Consider the following 16,959-nt stretch of genomic DNA (forward strand, 5'->3'; position numbering starts at 1 on the left):
CACGTATACCTTTGGCAACAGGTGCTTCGGATGGACCTGTTCTGAAACCAAACAAATTTGCGCATGACACACCTGTTTTTGAGATACGGCTGGCTGGTGCTGGTACTGCTGAACTTTGCCTGCAGCCCCAGCACAAAAATCACTTCTGAACCGGCGCCGGGCTTCAGCCTGGGCCGCTACCAGACCTTTGCCTTTATGGAGGTGGACGCCTCGGGCGATGGCTTGGGACAGAAATACCAGCCGCATGTGACGTACCTGCAGCAGGCAATTGCCGAGCAGTTGGAGCATCGGGGTCTGCAACAGTCGTCTGCCGATGATGCGGATGTGCTCATCAACCTGGGTATTGTGGTAGACGAGGAGGTGCAGACACGGCAGACAAACATCCAGACGGACCCGCCTTACTACGTAGGCCAGCGCCGCTATACCTGGAAATCCAAGGAGGTGGAAGTGGGGCGCTACAACGTGGGCACGGTGTCGGTGCACCTGGTAGAGCGCGCGCGAAACGAACTGGTATGGCAGGGTACGGCAGAGCGCATCATATCTGACAAACCCGAGAAGCTACAAGAACAGATAGCGAAAGGTATGGCAGAACTGGTGACGAGGATACCGCAGTAGGGGAGGTGCAATCAGTGTATTACAAACACAAGGGACTGAAGTCAGCTTCAGTCCCTTGTGTTTGTAAGCATATACTAGTCCATGCTATGGCAAGGTATGCCAGATGAAGAAGATTACTTTCTAGGAAACACGCCAGAAATGGTTAAGCCTATGGCGTTGGCTGCATAGGTATGGTTTGCTTGGTCTTTGTACTCCATCACAGTGTAGGTAAGGCCTGCTATACCATAAGCTACTTCGAAAATGGGACCACTAGCCCCTTTGAACGTGACATCCTGCCCAATGCCATCTGCCTTGAACTGGATATTCTGGTGAGAGACCAGGCCCGCGCCTAAACGTATTTTGTCGGTGGCCATCCAGTTGGCTGTCAAGTGCAGGGGCACACGGGTCAGCCGGATGTGAGCATTGTCGGCCTGTGTGGTGACATACTTATACCCCAGCGTAGCGCGGAGCAGCAGTCTTTCTGCCTTCGGAAATTGAAGCTGGCCGCCGAGAGCGAGTGAAACACCTTGCCCGGCCTTGACCGACTGTGCGTCTCCATTGGTGAAGTAGATTTCTGCCACCTCATCGCCGCCAAACTCAAAAGCGCCTCCGACCAGAAACTTGAGCGGTGACGGTTTCTTTTCTACCTCCTGCGCAACGGATGCATGGAAAGTAGCCAACCCTAGAATAGATAATAGTAGTAATCGTTTCATACACGATAAAGCATATAAGTTAGAAAGAGTTAAAAATCAGTATGGTAAGTGCTTGTAAAAAAAGGGGAGGTACTGAATTTCTTAAGTCTGTCTCTGTGCTTTATGCGTGGCAGCAGGCAATGGCACCAGTTGGAACTCCCCGCTTCTAAAGGGATTCTTAGCTTAGCACTTTTGGCGAACCAGGCACGTGTATGGTTGGGAAAGTGCCGAAATGTATATAGAATACTACTAATATCTATAGGAATCAGGAGGAATATTTTTTAAAAAAAATGTTTCCTGCGTCGAAAATAAAGGGCACGTGGCAAAGGCGATTTCCAATCCTTTGCCCTCTGTTATAAACCTGTTTTAACTTGTGGCTATACCTGACTCCCAAGCCAAAGCTATCGCATGACGCATTCAGATTGTCTGGAAACAACAAAGCCTTTCACAGTCTGTGAAAGGCTTTGTCGGAGTGGCGGGATTCGAACCCACGACCTCCAGCACCCCATGCTGGCGCGATACCAGGCTACGCTACACCCCGAAATTTTACGCAACATAGCAAAATCATAGCATTGCTGCAAGAGTAGCTCTCTAGCTATACCTTGAAAATTGGTGTACGTTTTCACTTGTTTAAAGTAACGTCCTCCTACTCATACACTTTGTGAAACAACAGCCGGAGCACGAACCCCACCAACAGCAAGCCTATACCTGATAAAATGACCAGCAGCGGCAACGATACGGACATGGCCAGGCAGCCTACAAGCCCCAGTACAGGTATAAGCCTGCCGTACAGCTGCTCCTGCCGGGGCTGCCGCAGCGCCGCCATGTTGGTGATGCTGTAGTAGAGCAGGATGGTGAAGGAAGCCGCCCGTACAATGAATTCAAACGAACCTGCCAATGTCAAGAGCAGGATGAGGATGCCTGTGACGACGATGCCCAGGTGTGGCACCCGGAACCGTTCGTGCACCCTCTCGAACACAGGTGGTAAGTCGTTTCTCCTGCCCATGGCCAGCATCATCCGGCTGATGCCCAGAATCTGACTCAGCAACACTCCCAGCATGGCCGTGGAAGCCCCCAGAGTGACAATTGTCCGTACCGCAGGCGTGTGCAGGGCATCCGCCACTACCTGCAAAGGCGATTTACTGTCAGCCATCTGCTCCGTCCCAATCACCCCGACGGCCACCACCGAAACGGCCGCATACAGCACAATGGCCGACACGATGGTGATGATGACGGCCCGCGGGATAGTGGTCTGGGGTTCCTTCACCTCCTCGGCCAGTGTAGCAATACGGGCATACCCGGTGAAGGCGAAGAACAGCAAGGCCGAAGCCTCCGCTATACCTGACACCCCGAACGGCGCGAATGGGCGATAATTCCGGGGGTCGATTTCAGGTATACCGCTGAACACCAGGTATAGGAGCGAGAGGAGCGTAAACGACACGATGACCAGATTCAGCACGCCAGCTTTTTTGATGCCGAAGTAGTTGGCGACCGTCAGGAGCACCACCGCCGCCAGCGAGAGGGCAAGGGGTGAGAGAACAGGAACCAACTGGTAGAAGTAACTGCCGAAACCAATGGCGACTACCCCCGCTGCCGAGAGTTTGCTTATCAGGAACATCCAGCCCGCCGAGAAGCCGAGTGTGGGGTTGAGTAGCCGGTAGCCATACTCATAAGTGCCGCCCGAATGTGGGTATACTGCCGCCAACTGCGCCGACGACAAACCATTGAAAGCAGCTACAGCACCAGCAAAGAGGAGCCCCATCAGAAAAGCAGGACCCGCCACACCGGCCGCCACTCCCGTCACCACAAACACACCGGCCCCAATAATGGCGCCCAACCCCACACCGACAGCGTCTTTGAGCGTGAGCACCCGCAGCAGCTCCTGCTGCTTCTTTTTATTTGTTTGTTCCATGGTTAAAGCCCTATTTGGTGGCTGCCCTGTTCGGGCTGCCCAAGGTATAAAAATTTAGACGTTACTACTTCTTGACAAGCACAGTTAGGTATAGCCAACGGTAGGTGCAATACTTGCTAAAGAAGTTTAAGCACGGAGTAAAATCTTGGCAGGTTTCGTGTCCAGGTTACCGTCCTTTTCCACTCGGTTTATCTTTTCAGCCGGAAAACAAGTATAGCACTTTTGACATCGTTGTCCTAAAGACCTATATGGAGATAATCGTCCTCATACTACTGACCCTGCTGAACGGCTTCTTCGCCCTCTCCGAGCTTTCTATCATCTCCGTCAACAAAAACAGGATAACCCAGCGGGCAAAGAAGGGAAGCACAGGCGCCGGGGCCGTGCTGGATTTGCTTGAGTCTCCTGAGAATTTCCTTTCCGCCATACAGGTCGGCATCACGTTGATTGCCATTATATCGGGAGCCTACGGTGGAGCGGCCCTTTCCGGCGATGTGGAGGCGTGGCTGTCGGGTGTTTCGTTTCTTGCCCCATATGCCGCTACGCTCTCCATCGTGTTGGTGGTGGGCCTGATTACGTACTTCTCTATTGTGGTGGGGGAACTTATACCAAAGACCATCGCCCTCGGCAACGCCGACAACATAGCCGTGGCTGTGGCGCCTACCATCAAAGTGTTCACCAAAGCCACCATGCCACTAGTGAAGTTGCTCTCCGGCTCCACTAACCTCGTCATCCGGGTGCTGGGCATCAAGGAGGCATCGGAGGAGAAGATGTCGGAGGAAGAGCTGCGGCAAATCATCAAGACGGCAGGCAAGCAGGGCATTCTGGCAAAGGAGGAAATCCAGCTGCACCAGAACATTTTCACCTACTCCGAACAGCGGGCCAAGAACCTGCGCACGCACCGCAAGGAGGTGGAGTTCGTGGACATCAACCAGCCCGTGGAGCAGCTAAAAGAGACGATTGAGCACAGCGCCCACTCCCGTTTCCCTGCTGTGATAGGTAGCTTCGACAATGTCATCGGCATCCTGACGGCCAAGCGGTTTTACGAGTACCTGGCCGGGAACAGAGCGGAGCCCATTCAGAGCGTACTGTATCCGCCCATCTTTATACCGGAGACCATGTTGGCGAATTCAGTACTCAACACCTTCAAGAAAGAGAAGCAGTACATGGGCATTGTGATAGACGAGTACGGCACCACCGAAGGCGTCATCACCGTGCACGACATTCTGGAGGCCATTGTAGGCGACATGCCGGACCTGGATGAGGTGGAAGAGCCCGAGATTCTGAAACGGGAGGATGGTTCGCTGTTAATCAGCGGCTCGATTGAAGTGCAGGAGCTGAACCGGGAACTGCGCGCAGAGGTCGTCCGCAGGGACTCCGACAACTACTCCACACTGGCTGGTTTCCTTTCCTATACCTTGGGCAGGCTTCCGGTTTCTGGCGATAAGGTTCTGTTGAACGGGTTTGAACTGGAGATAGTGGATATGGATGGGTTTCGGGTGGACAAAGTCATCCTGAAGCGGGTAGAGGCTCCCTTAGCCCCTTGATTGAGGCACCATTACTTTGATACTCCTTTGCACCCAGCCTTAAACAAACTCCAGTTGTTGATTAAAGAAGAACATCAAGTATACTTCTTGAGCATTTTCAGGGGTTACTCAATCCAACTTTCCAGGCATGTGAGCAGATAGGACACTTCTTATTTCATTGCCGAACGTACAAGCAAAGGCAACTTTGTCCTTTTTATAATCCGGGTTAGTCAAATTTATAGGTATGGAAATCTCTAAAATCAAAGCCTTCAATGCTACAATGGACAGCTTTATCGAGCAGCTGCTCCCCGAACTTGAAGAAATCTATAAAGACCTTCATCAAAATCCGGAGTTGTCCATGGAGGAGTTCCGTACGGCCAAAATCGCGGCGGACTATCTGACCCAATGCCAGTTCGAGGTTTCGACAGGTATAGGAATAACCGGTGTGGTAGGTGTTCTGAGAAATGGCAAGGGGCCTGTCGTGATGCTTCGGGCGGATATGGACGCACTTCCTGTTACCGAAAACACCGGACTGCCTTATGCCAGTACCAAAATAGCCCGGGATGAAGAAGGAGTGGAAGTGGGGGTGTCGCACGTATGTGGGCACGACCTGCACGTCACCTGGCTCATGGGAATAGCCAGGCTGTTTTCAGAACACAAAGAACTCTGGAAAGGGACACTGATGGCCGTTTTCCAACCTGGCGAAGAGGTGGGCCGGGGTGCGCAAAGCATGGTAGACGATGGCATGCTGGAGCGTTTCCCGAAGCCGGACATCATTCTGGGGCAGCATGTCATGGTAGGCGAGGCCGGTACCGTTGGGTATCGCAGTGGCGCCATCTTGGCTGCAGGAAACAGCCTGAAAGTAAAGCTGTTTGGCCGTGGCGGCCACGGCTCCCAACCACAGACAACCGTCGACCCCGTAGTGATGGCGGCCGCTACTACCCTGCGTTTGCAGACCATTGTTTCCCGTGAGGTAGCCCCCATTGAAAATGCCGTGCTGACTGTAGGCGCCCTGCAAGCCGGCACCAAAGAGAACATCATTCCCGAAGATGCCACACTCAAACTGAATATCCGCACCTTTGATGAGGGCGTGAAGAATCAAATCCTTTCTGCGGTAAAACGCATCTGCTGTGCGGAATGCGCTGCCTCCAATGCACCGAGAGAGCCGGAGTTCACGGAGTTGTCCAGTTATCCGCTCACAGAAAATGATGCCCTGGCTACGGCGAGAGTGGCTGGCGCATTTGAGGCACAGTTTGGCGACAAATCCTATGAAACCAAACCCGCCTCAGGCAGTGAGGACTTCAGTGTTTTTGGCAGGAACTGGCATGTGCCTTACGTTTTTTGGTTTGTAGGCGGAACTGACCCTGTGCTATACCTGGAAGCGAAAAAGAATAATCAGCTGAATGCTATACCTAGTAACCATTCACCTATGTTTGCTCCGGTAATACATCCTACCCTAAAAACCGGTTTGCAAGCAATGATGACGGCCGCTGCAGCCTGGCTCAACTAAACTGCTGGCCGTTCCATTCAAAGATGGACAAATTATATTGCCTTCATCATTTCATTGAATAGACAGGCATTTCCACATTCGCCACAAGCGGGGCCACGGCAGCCAGAAAGCACAACCTGGACTTGTTTTTGAATCTGTGCCCTTGCCTTCACCGTGGCCCGCAGCGGCCTAACCCATGACCTCTGATAGAGCACGCTGTAAAAACCTACGCTGTTACAGCGCCTGCTGCCGAATGGCTTCTACCTCGGCTATCGTTTTAGGCAGCGGCTCACCCAGTATGCGGCTGCCGGTTTCGGTTATAAGCAAGTCGTCTTCTATGCGTATGCCGCCAAAGTCTCGGTAACTCTCCAGTAACTCAAAGTTGATGAACTGCTGGGCTACTTTGTCGTTTCGTCGCATGTCAATCAGCTCGGGAATGATGTAGATGCCCGGCTCCACCGTCAGCACAAAGCCTGGCTCCAGCGCGCGGCCCAGGCGCAGCGACTTCAGACCGAATTCGGTGCTTTTGCGCAATTCCGAGGTATAGCCTACGTACTGCTCGCCCAGGTTTTCCATGTCGTGCACGTCCATCCCCATCATATGGCCCAGGCCGCACTGGAAGAACATGGTATGGGCGCCTGCCTGTACGGCTTCTTCGGTATCGCCACGCATCAGTCCCACCTGTTTCAGTCCTTCAGTCAGTTTGCGGCAGGCCAGCAGGTGCACGTCTCTGTACAGCATACCTGGCTTCAGAGCAGCCATGGCTGCTTCGTGTGCGTCCAGCACCACCTGGTAGAGTTCGCGCTGTCGCTCGGTAAAGGTTGGCCCAACCGGAAACGTACGGGTCATGTCGCCGGCGTAGCCTGCCGTGGTCTGGATGCCGGCGTCTAGCAGGAGCATATCGCCGGCCCCCAGGGTGTTGCCGCGGTAGTGATTGTGGAGAATCTGCCCCTGAGTAGTGCAAATCACAGGGAAGGAGAGGAGGTTGCCTGTCGCTTCCGCATAGCGAACCGCTTCGGAGGCCACTTCATGTTCTTTCATACCCTGACGGGCGAACTGCATCACGTTGCGGTGCATACGCGAGGTATAGGTAACAGCTCTTTCGATTTCCGCTACTTCAGCCTCGGATTTAATGGAACGCTGCGCCACCACGGCCTGTATCAAGGGTATACTGGGTTCCAGCACGGTCTTGCCGGTCAAGGCCTGTAGTTTCAACTGGTGCTCGGGACGGTAGGGCGGCAGGTAATGTAGTTTTTTTTCACCTGCTAAGTAATCGGCTATCTTTTCTGTGGGCAGTACCTTGTGCACGCCCACCTGTTCGGCCAGTGAGGCCAGGCTGGGAAGCGGTCCGGTCCATACCACATCATCTATACTTTGTTCCGGTCCGAAAATAATCACTTCATCGCGGTCGATGTCTAAGATGCCTGTCAAGTCAGCCAGGTCCAGCCCAAAATAGTAACGGAAGGTGCTGTCCTGGTAAAAGGGGTACCAGTTGTCTTTGTAGTTCATACCGGCTTCCTCATTGCCCAGGAGCAGAATCAGGCCCCCGCCGAGTTGTTGCTTCAATTGCTGGCGGCGCTGGGTATAGGTGTTCGCATCAAACATATAAATTGAATTGGTTTAAGGTTATACTTTAGTGAGTGTTGCCTGACGGCGGAATTCGCGCGGGGTGATGCCGATGGTTTTGATGAAGACGCGGTTGAAGTGCGACAGGTTGGCAAAGCCACAGGTGAAGGCGATGCTGGCGATGGTCTGGTCGGAGTGGAGTAGGGCCTGGCAGGCGTTGCTTAGGCGCAGCTCGTTCAGAAAAGTAACCAGGGTTTTGCGGGTGCGTTCTTTAAAAAAACGGCAAAAAGCTTCGCGACTCATGTTGGCTACCGAGGCCACTTCTTCTAGGGTGAGCGGCCGGTGGCTTTCTTCCACCAAAAACTGCAGCACCTGCTCCATGCGCTTGCCTTCGCGCTCACTCAGGTTGTGCATCTGGTCGGCTAGATTCAGGCGTTGCAGCGTTGACTTGTGCATGAGTGCATCCACCAGTTGCAGGGAGCTCACCACTTTTTCCAGTTTGTGCTTGTGTTGGAGTTGGCGTACCTGTTCCGTGAAGTTGTCTGGCTCTGCTGCGTTTACCCGGTAGCAACCATTCAATTGCTCAAAAAACTCTTTTACTTCCTGTAGTTCTTCAGCTGCCCAGAACGCCTCGCCAAACGCACGCAGGTCAAAAAACAGAATGATACTATGACTTTGTCTGGCTTTGTCGGGCTGATAATACACATCATCGCTTCGGAACACGTGGGGCACGTTCTGACCTAGTAGGAAAATATCGCCCGGCCCGTAGCGGCCAATATAATCGCCTACAAGCAGCTTGCCTTCTCCTTCCAGAATGCAGCTCAGCTGTATTTCGGGGTGTTGGTGCAGTTTATCGTAGAAGTAGGGCTGGAGGTCCACCTGGTAGCGGATTAGCTCTTTGCTCGGCTTCGGTATTTTAAACGGGATGACCTTCATGTTGGTACCATGTTAGCTAATATCTGCATCACTTGCAAAATAGAGGTCAATATTCTATTAGTTATTACTAATCCAGTACAGGATTTTGCCTATCTTATCCTGTACCTTTGAAATAGAACCAAAACCCTTCTTATCATGATTAACTGGAACGGCGTATTCCCTGCACTCACCACGAAATTCCATGCCGACGGCAGCCTTGACTTCGATACTTTCTTTAAGAACGTAGATGCACAGTTGGAAGCGGGTGTGGACGGCATCATCCTGGGCGGCACGTTGGGTGAAGCCAGCGTACTGCGGACCGATGAAAAACAGGAACTGACCCGCAAGGCCATAGCCTATGTGGCAGGCAAAGTACCCGTAATAATGAACATCGCCGAAGGGGCCACGCACGAAGCCGTGCAGCGCGCCCGCGAAGCCGAAGAGATGGGCGTAGATGGCCTGATGCTGCTCCCGCCCATGCGCTACTACTCCGACCACCGCGAAACGGTTGCCTTTTTCAAGGCTGTAGCCGAAAGCACATCGCTGCCCATCATGATTTACAACAACCCCGTAGACTACAAGCGGAGCATTACCCTGGAGATGTTTGACGAGTTGCTCGTGCACGAGAACATACAGGCCGTAAAAGAATCAACCCGCGACCTAACCAACGTCACGCGCATGCTCAACCGCTATGGTGACCGCATCAAGATTTTGTGTGGGGTAGATACCCTGGCTTTGGAAAGTCTGTTCATGGGAGCGCACGGTTGGGTGGCAGGCCTGGTGTGTGCTTTCCCAAAAGAAACAATGGCAGTATTCAAATTAGCCAAAGCCGGTAGAGCACAGGAGGCATTGGAGATATACCGTTGGTTTATGCCGCTGCTGGAACTGGATATCCACCCAAAACTGGTGCAGTACATTAAACTGGCCGAGCAAATGGAAGGCATCGGCAGCGAACATGTGCGTGCGCCGCGCCTGACGCTGATTGGGGAAGAGCGCGAAGCCGTTATGGCCACTATCCAAAAAGGAATTGACACGAGGCCACAGCTGCCTGATTTTAAAGAAGAAGCCTATGTCGTATAGCGAAGCTTTAACCAACGCCGAGCAGGCGTTTGAAACATACAAGAAAACCACCCCGGCACAGCGGGCACAGCTCCTGCGAGGTATAGCGGAGGCCATAGAGGCGCTGGGGGATGAACTGTTGGAAACAGCGAGCCGGGAGAGCAACCTCCCGCTGGCCCGCCTGACCGGCGAGCGCGGGCGTACCTGCAACCAGTTGCGCCTGTTTGCCGACTTGGTGGAAGAAGGCTCCTGGGTGGAGGCCACCATCGACACCGCCTTACCCGACCGCCAGCCATTGCCGCGTCCCGATTTGCGCCGCATGCTGGTGCCGCTCGGGCCTGTGGTGGTATTCGGTGCGAGCAACTTTCCGCTGGCCTTTTCCACCGCTGGCGGTGACACGGCTTCCGCACTGGCGGCGGGCTGTACCGTGGTCTACAAAGAGCATCCAGGCCACCCGAAAACATCCCGTCTGGTGCACAAAGCCATCGCCCAGGCACTGCAGACAATCGAGCTTCCGGAAGGCGTGTTTCAGCATGTAAGCGGCGGTATAGAAGTAGGGCAGGAGCTGGTGAAGCATCCCGCTACAAAGGCTGTGGCTTTTACCGGGTCTTATAAGGGCGGCAAAGCTATTTTTGACCTGGCCATGCAGCGCAAAGTGCCTATTCCGGTATACGCCGAGATGGGCAGCACCAACCCTGTGTTTATACTTCCGGAAAAACTAAAGGAGAATACGGAACAATTGGCGCGTCAGGCAGCGGCATCGGTGTTGTTGGGGGCGGGGCAGTTCTGTACCTGTCCGGGCTTGCTGTTTATACCTGACACGGAAGCCACGCCGCACTTTATGGCTGCTTTGGAAGAAGAGTTGAGCCAGGCCACACCCGCCAACATGCTGCACGACGGCATTGCCGGCAACTATTACAAGGGACTGGAAAAACTTCTGAAAGCGCAAGGGGTGCAGGCACTGGTGCAGCAGGAAGCCGATGTACTGGAAGGGCGCGCCGCCCTGGCAAGTACCAGCGCCGCGCAGTGGCTGCAGAATCCGGCCCTGCAGGAAGAAATTTTCGGCCCCTTCACCCTTGTGGTTAGGTATAGCAACGCAGAGGAATTGATTTCCGCAGCAAAAGCATTGCAGGGCCAACTGACCTGCACGCTTTGGGGCAGCGACCAGGAGCACGAATTACAGCAAGCACTTACTGATGTGCTGCGCGACAAATGCGGGCGCCTGTTGTTCTCCGGTGTTCCAACTGGGGTGGAGGTTAGCCATGCCATGACACACGGCGGTCCTTTCCCGGCCACGACCGACAGCCGCAGCACGTCTGTAGGCACCTACGCCATCAAACGCTTCGCTCGGCCTGTCACGTTTCAGTCGGCACCGCAGGCACTGTTGCCAGCAGAGTTGCAGGACGAAAACCGCAGCGGCCTTTGGCGCACCATTAACGGAAAACTTTCCCAAAGCAGCCTATAAGTATACGAATGGCCAGAAAAACATTCTTTTGCATCGACGCCCACACCTGCGGCAACCCGGTGCGCCTGGTGGCAAGCGGCGGCCCCGTGCTGCAGGGCCACAACATGAGCGACAAACGACTGCACTTTCTCCAGGAGTATGACTGGATTCGGAAAGGGCTGATGTTTGAGCCACGCGGCCACGACATGATGTCGGGCAGCATCCTATACCCGCCGCATGACCCGGAGAACGATGTGGCCGTGCTCTACATCGAGACCAGCGGCTGCCTACCCATGTGCGGGCACGGCACCATCGGTACGGTCACGATTGCGCTGGAAGAAGGCCTCATCACCCCCAAGATACCCGGCCAACTCCGCCTCGAAACACCGGCCGGCCTGGTGCGCGTGCAGTATACCCAGGAGGGCGACAAAGTGAAATCGGTGAAACTGACGAACGTGCCATCCTACCTGGACTCAGAAGACCTGGTGGTCGAATGTCCGGAGTTAGGGATGTTGAAAGTGGACGTGGCCTATGGTGGTAACTTTTACGCCATTGTGGACCCGCAGGAGAATTTCAAAGGTATAGAGGACTACACAGCCGACAAGCTCATCTCCTGGAGCCGGGTGCTGCGCCAGCGCCTGAACGAGCAGTATACCTTCGTGCATCCCGACAACCCAGCTATCAAAGGCCTCTCGCACATCCTCTGGACGGGCGAGCCGTTGGCGTCTACCTCCACGGCACGCAATGCGGTATTCTACGGCGATAAAGCCATTGACCGCTCGCCCTGTGGCACCGGCACTTCGGCACGCATGGCGCAGTGGTATGCCAAGGGCAAGTTAAAACCGGGGCAAAAGTTCATCCACGAAAGCATCATCGGCTCGGTGTTCACCGGCACCATTGAAGAGGAAACGATGGTAGCGGGCAAACCGGCCATTTATCCCGGCATCGAAGGCTGGGCCATCATCACCGGGCACAACACCATCTTTTTTGATGACGAAGACCCATACGTTCACGGTTTCCAGGTAATCTGATATGAGCAACGTAATTATCATCGGTGGGGGCATCGTGGGCCTGTTCACTGCCTACTACCTCTCAGAAGAAGGCTTCGAAGTCACCCTGCTCGACCAGGGAGGCATGCAGCAGGGCTGCTCTACAGGCAATGCCGGCATGATTGTGCCAAGTCACATAGTACCGCTAGCTTCGCCAGGTATGATTAGCAAAGGACTGAAGTGGATGTTCTCCGCGACCAGTCCTTTTTATATTCACCCCAGGCTCGACAGGCGACTGCTGCAATGGTGCCTGCACTTTTACCGCGCCTCTACTAAGAAACATGTAGAGCACAGCATCCCATACCTGAAAAACCTGAGCCTGCTGAGCAAGCGCCTATACCTGGATTTTGCGCTGCAGCACCCCGAATCCCAGATTGGATTGGAAGAGAAAGGCCTGCTGATGCTGTACAGAACGCCAGAAATGGAGCGGGAGGAAATTGAAATGGCGCACCTGGCCAACCAGCATGGGTTGGAAGCAAACGTGCTGTCGCGGGAGGAAGCGCAACAGCTCGAACCAAACGTGGAACTGGACGTGCGCGGGGCGGTGCATTTCACGGGCGATGCGCATCTGGACCCTGCCAGGCTGCACTGCTTCCTAAAAGATTACCTTATAGCCAAAGGCGTGAAGCTGGTGTCGCAGGCGCAGGTGCTTAAATTTGAGAATAGGGGCAACCGCATACATGCTGTAGTGACCAGCCAAGGCGACTTCAACTGCGACCAGCTGATTGTCTGTGCCGGGGCTTGGTCGGGCGGACTGGCTAGCAAATTGGGCATTTACCTGCCCATGCTATCCGGTAAAGGCTATAGTTTTATGCAGCAGAACCAGCCAGCTTTGCAGCTCCCTGCCATACTCTGCGAACGGAAAGTAGCCGTTACGCCCTTTGGTGAACAAGTGCGTTTTGGGGGCACCATGGAAATCACGGGAACCGACCACAGCATCAACCAACAGCGGGTGCGGGGTATTTTCGATGCGATTCCAAAATACTATACTAGTTTCCAGCCTACACTTCCGGAGCCGGAGAAAGTATGGAGCGGCCTGAGGCCGTGTTCACCGGATGGCCTGCCTTACATTGGCGCTACGCAGCGTTGGAGTAATGTGCTGTTTGGCACGGGCCATAGCATGATGGGCGTGAGTCTGGCACCGGCAACAGGCAAAGTGCTGGCCGAACAACTGCTGCAGAAAAAAGCGCAGCTGCTCACCGATGCCTTCTCGCCGGACAGGTATAACTAATCAGGTATAGAGAGGCGGCTCGACATATATTGTGCGGTTTCTCTTTGCTGCTCCAGGCATCCATGTCTGAAACCAAGCTTGCTACGCACTTACTACTCCGTGTAATCCGTTACACGGGGAATAGGAAATTTCCGGCAGTTGACTTGTGACTGAGATGCCCGAAAAGCAGGAGGGAGCAGAACATGGAAACTGTAGCAGCTGAGAAGTATAAAGCAAGGCTTCTTTTACAGGTATAGGCGATGTAAAATTGCAAAAACAAATCTTTTGAAGGCACTTGGCTTACTCAGTGCGCAATAATTCATAAATCGATTCAGGTATGCACAACTTTAAACTCCGGGTTCTCCTGCTGCAGCTGTGGCTGCTCGTCATCTTTGCCAACACCTCCCTTGCCCAGGGCAGCCAAAACCGCCAATGGCTGAAAGCCGGCAATGCCTATGTGATGGCTGAGCAGGGGCAGCTGGTAAAGTATACTTTGCCGAAGGAAACCTCCAGCGTTTTCCTGGAGAAGGCAGCGCTTATACCTGCCGGCAAAACCGAGCCCTTGAAAGTTCGGAGTTTTGCTTTAACGGCCGATGAACAGAAAGTCCTGATTTATACCAACACCCAAAAGGTATGGCGCTACGATACCCGAGGCGATTATTGGGTGTATGACCTGCAAACAAAGAAGCTGCGTCAGTTGGGAGCAGGCAGACCGGAATCATCCCTGATGTTTGCTAAATTCTCGCCGGATGGAGGGAAAGTGGCCTATGTAAGCGAGCACAATATTTTTGTAGAAGACCTTCAAAACGGTGAGCAAAAGCAGCTAACGAAAGACGGTACCCGAAAGCTCATCAATGGTACCTTCGACTGGGCCTACGAAGAAGAATTCTCCGCACGCGACGGTTTCCGTTGGAGTCCCGACAGCAAAAAGATTGCCTACTGGCAACTGGATGCGACACAGGTGAAAGATTACATCATGTTTAATATGACAGACGATGTGTACGCAAAAGTAATCCCGGTAGAGTACCCCGTGGCCGGAGAAGCGCCATCGCCTTACAAAATCGGAGTGGTAAACATCAACAATGCGGCTACCCGCTGGATGGAGATACCCGGAGACCCAAGTAACACTTACCTGCCCCGCATGGAGTGGGCTGCTTCTGCCGATGAACTCGTCGTGCAGCAACTGAACCGCAAGCAGAACGAAAGCACGCTATACCTCTGCCATGCTGAAAACGGCAAGGCCAGACAGATATATCAAGAGCAGGACGAAGCCTGGATTGACATTCTGCCCAGCTGGGACAATTCCTACAGTTACGGTGGCTGGGACTGGTTGAATGGTGGCAAAGAGTTTTTGTGGGCGAGCGAGAAAGACGGCTGGCGCCACCTCTACCGCATAAGCCGCGACGGCAAAAAAGAAAGCCTGGTCACCAAAGGCAACTATGATGTGATGGAGATTGCTGGCATAGACGAAAAGGAAGAGTACGTTTATTTTCTGGCCTCACCAGACAATGCCACCCAGCAGTACCTGTACCGCACGCGTCTCAATGGCAAAGGCAAAGCAGAGCGTATTACCCCGGCATCGCAGCCAGGCACGCATACCTATAGCTTGTCTCCAAATGCAAAGTATGCCCAGCATCGCTTTTCTAACTATTACACCAAGCCGGTGGGTGAGTGGGTCTCGTTGCCAAACCACAAGTCTACAGTAGGCGAAAGTGCCGTAGCTAAAGCATTGGCCACGGCCGATAAAGCTGCCAGCGGGGTAGAGTTCCTCAAAATTAAAACCGCGGATGGGGTAGAGATGGATGCCTGGATGGCCAAGCCTGCCAACTTCGATGCGAAGAAGAGGTACCCAATCGTTTTCTATGTATACACCGAGCCAGCAGGCCAAACCGTGAATGATGTGTATGGGGCAGGTCATAACAATCTGTACAAAGGCAACATGGCCGAGGACGGATACATCTATGTATCGGTAGACAACCGTGGTACGCCCGTGCCCAAAGGCAGGAACTGGCGCAAGAGCATCTACCGGAAAGTGGGCCAGCTGAACATATCAGACCAGGCTGCTGCAGCCAGAGAACTGCTCAAGTTACCCTTTGTAGATTCAGCCAGGGTCGCGGTTTGGGGCTGGAGTGGCGGCGGCTCCGCTACGCTCAACCTGCTCTTCCAGCACCCGGATATTTATAAGACAGGCATTTCGGTAGCTGCCGTAGCCAACCAACTCACCTACGACAACATTTACCAGGAGCGCTATATGGGGCTACCGCAGGAGAACCGCGAGGACTTTGTTAAAGGCTCACCCATGACCCATGCTAAAAACTTGAAGGGCAACCTGCTCTACATCCATGGAACTGGTGATGACAACGTGCACTATAACAATGCTGAGCAGTTGGTGAATGAGTTAATCAGGTATAACAAGCAGTTCCAGTTTATGCCTTACCCGAATCGCTCGCACAGCATTTCCGAAGGGGAGGGCACCGAGGAACACCTTTCTACTTTGTTTACCAACTTCCTGAAGCAGTACTGCCCGCCGGGCGGCAGATAGAATATTAAAAAGAGGGCAAAGCTTGTAAGAACACCTTTTACAAGCTTTGCCCTCTTTGCTATTGGCAGAATAGTATGAACTGGTATGCTGACGACTTCTGAGTACAGCCTGCTTAGACCTATTACTACACCGAAATAGGGTTGGTAAATTGTATACATCAGGTATACCGCAGCTCTAAAGTCTGAACAAACAAAAAGCGCCAGCCACTTCTAGAGTAGCTAGCGCTTGAAATTGTACCTGTGCACCCGAGAGGATTCGAACCCCTAACCCTCGGAGCCGAAATCCGATATTCTATCCAGTTGAACTACGGGTGCTTGTCGTGCTGCAAAAATAGGAACAATGCGCTAAAAAGGAAATTTTAAGTTTAAAATTTATCGGCGTACAATCTACTTACACCTGTCTGTTACAGCTTATGGCGGGTTAAGTGGCTAAGGGATAAAACAATAAGCAGGGTTTTCAAGTTTATAGATATTAGTTCTAGAACCAAAATAACATCACGAAGCTATGGAAAAAGTGTATACGGCAGAAGTGACTGCCACAGGCGGCCGACGGGGCCATATAAAATCATCGGACGGGATACTGGACATGCCGCTTGCTGTACCGGAAGGTATGGGGTCGAATGGAAAGACAAACCCGGAGCAGCTGTTCGCGGCAGGTTATGCCGCCTGCTTTCAGAGCGCTCTCCTGCTTGTATCAGGCAAGCACCATGAGCGGCTGAATCCGGAGTCGACGGTAACGGCGCACGTAGACCTGCTCAAGAACGACAACGGTGGCTACGGCCTCGGCGTGAAACTGGAGGTACACCTACCGGGTGTAGACAAGGAAAAGGCCCAGCAACTGGTGGACGAGGCACATCAGGTTTGCCCGTACTCCATCGGGACACGCGGCAATATCCAGGTAGATTTGGAGATAGTGTAGGGAATTGGAGAGCTATAGAGTATAGGAGTCATTCTCAACACCTTAT

The 16,959-nt window shown here is 53.3% G+C and carries 13 protein-coding genes and 2 tRNA genes; 9 read left to right on the forward strand and 6 right to left on the reverse strand.

The genetic code is table 11. The features are described from left to right. The first annotated feature begins 63 nt into the window (after positions 1–63). Positions 64–615: a DUF4136 domain-containing protein gene (locus B051_RS0112125; RefSeq protein WP_018478471.1), complete on the forward strand. Its 552-nt coding sequence runs from the start codon at positions 64–66 to the stop codon at positions 613–615. 113 nt (positions 616–728) lie between these two features. Here the strand turns inward: B051_RS0112125 and B051_RS0112130 are convergent, their stop codons facing one another. From B051_RS0112130 to B051_RS0112140, 3 genes are all read right to left on the reverse strand, one after another. Then, entirely contained in the window at positions 729–1,307 is a 579-nt protein-coding gene (locus B051_RS0112130; RefSeq protein ID WP_071594884.1) for a hypothetical protein, read from the reverse strand. Between the two features lie 446 nt (positions 1,308–1,753). Continuing rightward, a tRNA-Pro gene (locus B051_RS0112135) sits at positions 1,754–1,827 on the reverse strand. A gap of 105 nt (positions 1,828–1,932) precedes the next feature. Continuing rightward, on the reverse strand, positions 1,933–3,198 hold the full coding sequence (locus B051_RS0112140) for an APC family permease (protein WP_018478473.1): 1,266 nt from the start codon (positions 3,196–3,198) through the stop codon (positions 1,933–1,935). Positions 3,199–3,446: 248 nt separating this feature from the next. Here B051_RS0112140 and B051_RS0112145 point away from each other — a divergent pair, with 248 nt between their 5' ends. Both B051_RS0112145 and B051_RS0112150 read left to right on the forward strand, forming a co-directional pair. Then, positions 3,447–4,742 (forward strand): hemolysin family protein, encoded by a 1,296-nt coding sequence (locus B051_RS0112145; protein ID WP_018478474.1) that lies wholly within the window; start codon positions 3,447–3,449, stop codon positions 4,740–4,742. Between the two features lie 223 nt (positions 4,743–4,965). Further along, entirely contained in the window at positions 4,966–6,231 is a 1,266-nt protein-coding gene (locus B051_RS0112150; protein WP_018478475.1) for a M20 family metallopeptidase, read from the forward strand. 213 nt (positions 6,232–6,444) lie between these two features. On the opposite strand, the gene B051_RS0112155 is transcribed toward B051_RS0112150, so the two are convergent. Then, complete coding sequence (locus B051_RS0112155; RefSeq protein ID WP_018478476.1) at positions 6,445–7,815, reverse strand: aminopeptidase P family protein; 1,371 nt, start codon at positions 7,813–7,815, stop codon at positions 6,445–6,447. Positions 7,816–7,836: 21 nt separating this feature from the next. Then, positions 7,837–8,712, reverse strand: a complete 876-nt coding sequence (locus tag B051_RS0112160; protein WP_018478477.1) for an AraC family transcriptional regulator — start codon at positions 8,710–8,712, stop codon at positions 7,837–7,839. A gap of 138 nt (positions 8,713–8,850) precedes the next feature. Here B051_RS0112160 and B051_RS0112165 point away from each other — a divergent pair, with 138 nt between their 5' ends. The 5 genes from B051_RS0112165 (at position 8,851) to B051_RS0112185 (ending at position 15,995) form a co-directional block, all read left to right on the forward strand. After that, on the forward strand, positions 8,851–9,771 hold the full coding sequence (locus B051_RS0112165) for a dihydrodipicolinate synthase family protein (RefSeq protein WP_033316888.1): 921 nt from the start codon (positions 8,851–8,853) through the stop codon (positions 9,769–9,771). Next, complete coding sequence (locus tag B051_RS0112170) at positions 9,761–11,215, forward strand: aldehyde dehydrogenase (NADP(+)) (protein WP_018478479.1); 1,455 nt, start codon at positions 9,761–9,763, stop codon at positions 11,213–11,215. The genes B051_RS0112165 and B051_RS0112170 overlap by 11 nt, the downstream gene beginning before the upstream one ends. An 8-nt stretch (positions 11,216–11,223) precedes the next feature. Beyond that, complete coding sequence (locus B051_RS0112175) at positions 11,224–12,225, forward strand: 4-hydroxyproline epimerase (protein ID WP_018478480.1); 1,002 nt, start codon at positions 11,224–11,226, stop codon at positions 12,223–12,225. A gap of 1 nt (position 12,226) precedes the next feature. Continuing rightward, positions 12,227–13,474: an NAD(P)/FAD-dependent oxidoreductase gene (locus B051_RS0112180; protein WP_018478481.1), complete on the forward strand. Its 1,248-nt coding sequence runs from the start codon at positions 12,227–12,229 to the stop codon at positions 13,472–13,474. 316 nt (positions 13,475–13,790) lie between these two features. Continuing rightward, positions 13,791–15,995 (forward strand): S9 family peptidase, encoded by a 2,205-nt coding sequence (locus B051_RS0112185; RefSeq protein ID WP_018478482.1) that lies wholly within the window; start codon positions 13,791–13,793, stop codon positions 15,993–15,995. A 240-nt stretch (positions 15,996–16,235) separates the two neighbouring features. Here the strand turns inward: B051_RS0112185 and B051_RS0112190 are convergent. Continuing rightward, positions 16,236–16,309: transfer RNA gene (locus B051_RS0112190), tRNA-Arg, on the reverse strand. 190 nt (positions 16,310–16,499) lie between these two features. Here B051_RS0112190 and B051_RS0112195 point away from each other — a divergent pair. Next, positions 16,500–16,913, forward strand: coding sequence for an organic hydroperoxide resistance protein (locus tag B051_RS0112195; RefSeq protein WP_018478483.1), 414 nt, complete (start codon positions 16,500–16,502; stop codon positions 16,911–16,913). The last annotated feature ends 46 nt before the right edge of the window (positions 16,914–16,959 follow it).

The organism is Pontibacter roseus DSM 17521 (assembly GCF_000373265.1).
Lineage (GTDB): Bacteria > Bacteroidota > Bacteroidia > Cytophagales > Hymenobacteraceae > Pontibacter > Pontibacter roseus.

Excerpts from the sequence above, each read along its gene's own strand:
- B051_RS0112125 (WP_018478471.1), top strand. The coding sequence starts at position 64 with ATGACACACCTGTTTTTGAGATACGGCTGGCTGGTGCTGGTACTGCTG.
- B051_RS0112130 (WP_071594884.1), bottom strand. The coding sequence starts at position 1,307 with ATGAAACGATTACTACTATTATCTATTCTAGGGTTGGCTACTTTCCAT.
- B051_RS0112140 (WP_018478473.1), bottom strand. The coding sequence starts at position 3,198 with ATGGAACAAACAAATAAAAAGAAGCAGCAGGAGCTGCTGCGGGTGCTC.
- B051_RS0112145 (WP_018478474.1), top strand. The coding sequence starts at position 3,447 with ATGGAGATAATCGTCCTCATACTACTGACCCTGCTGAACGGCTTCTTC.
- B051_RS0112150 (WP_018478475.1), top strand. The coding sequence starts at position 4,966 with ATGGAAATCTCTAAAATCAAAGCCTTCAATGCTACAATGGACAGCTTT.
- B051_RS0112155 (WP_018478476.1), bottom strand. The coding sequence starts at position 7,815 with ATGTTTGATGCGAACACCTATACCCAGCGCCGCCAGCAATTGAAGCAA.
- B051_RS0112160 (WP_018478477.1), bottom strand. The coding sequence starts at position 8,712 with ATGAAGGTCATCCCGTTTAAAATACCGAAGCCGAGCAAAGAGCTAATC.
- B051_RS0112170 (WP_018478479.1), top strand. The coding sequence starts at position 9,761 with ATGTCGTATAGCGAAGCTTTAACCAACGCCGAGCAGGCGTTTGAAACA.
- B051_RS0112175 (WP_018478480.1), top strand. The coding sequence starts at position 11,224 with ATGGCCAGAAAAACATTCTTTTGCATCGACGCCCACACCTGCGGCAAC.
- B051_RS0112180 (WP_018478481.1), top strand. The coding sequence starts at position 12,227 with ATGAGCAACGTAATTATCATCGGTGGGGGCATCGTGGGCCTGTTCACT.
- B051_RS0112185 (WP_018478482.1), top strand. The coding sequence starts at position 13,791 with ATGCACAACTTTAAACTCCGGGTTCTCCTGCTGCAGCTGTGGCTGCTC.
- B051_RS0112195 (WP_018478483.1), top strand. The coding sequence starts at position 16,500 with ATGGAAAAAGTGTATACGGCAGAAGTGACTGCCACAGGCGGCCGACGG.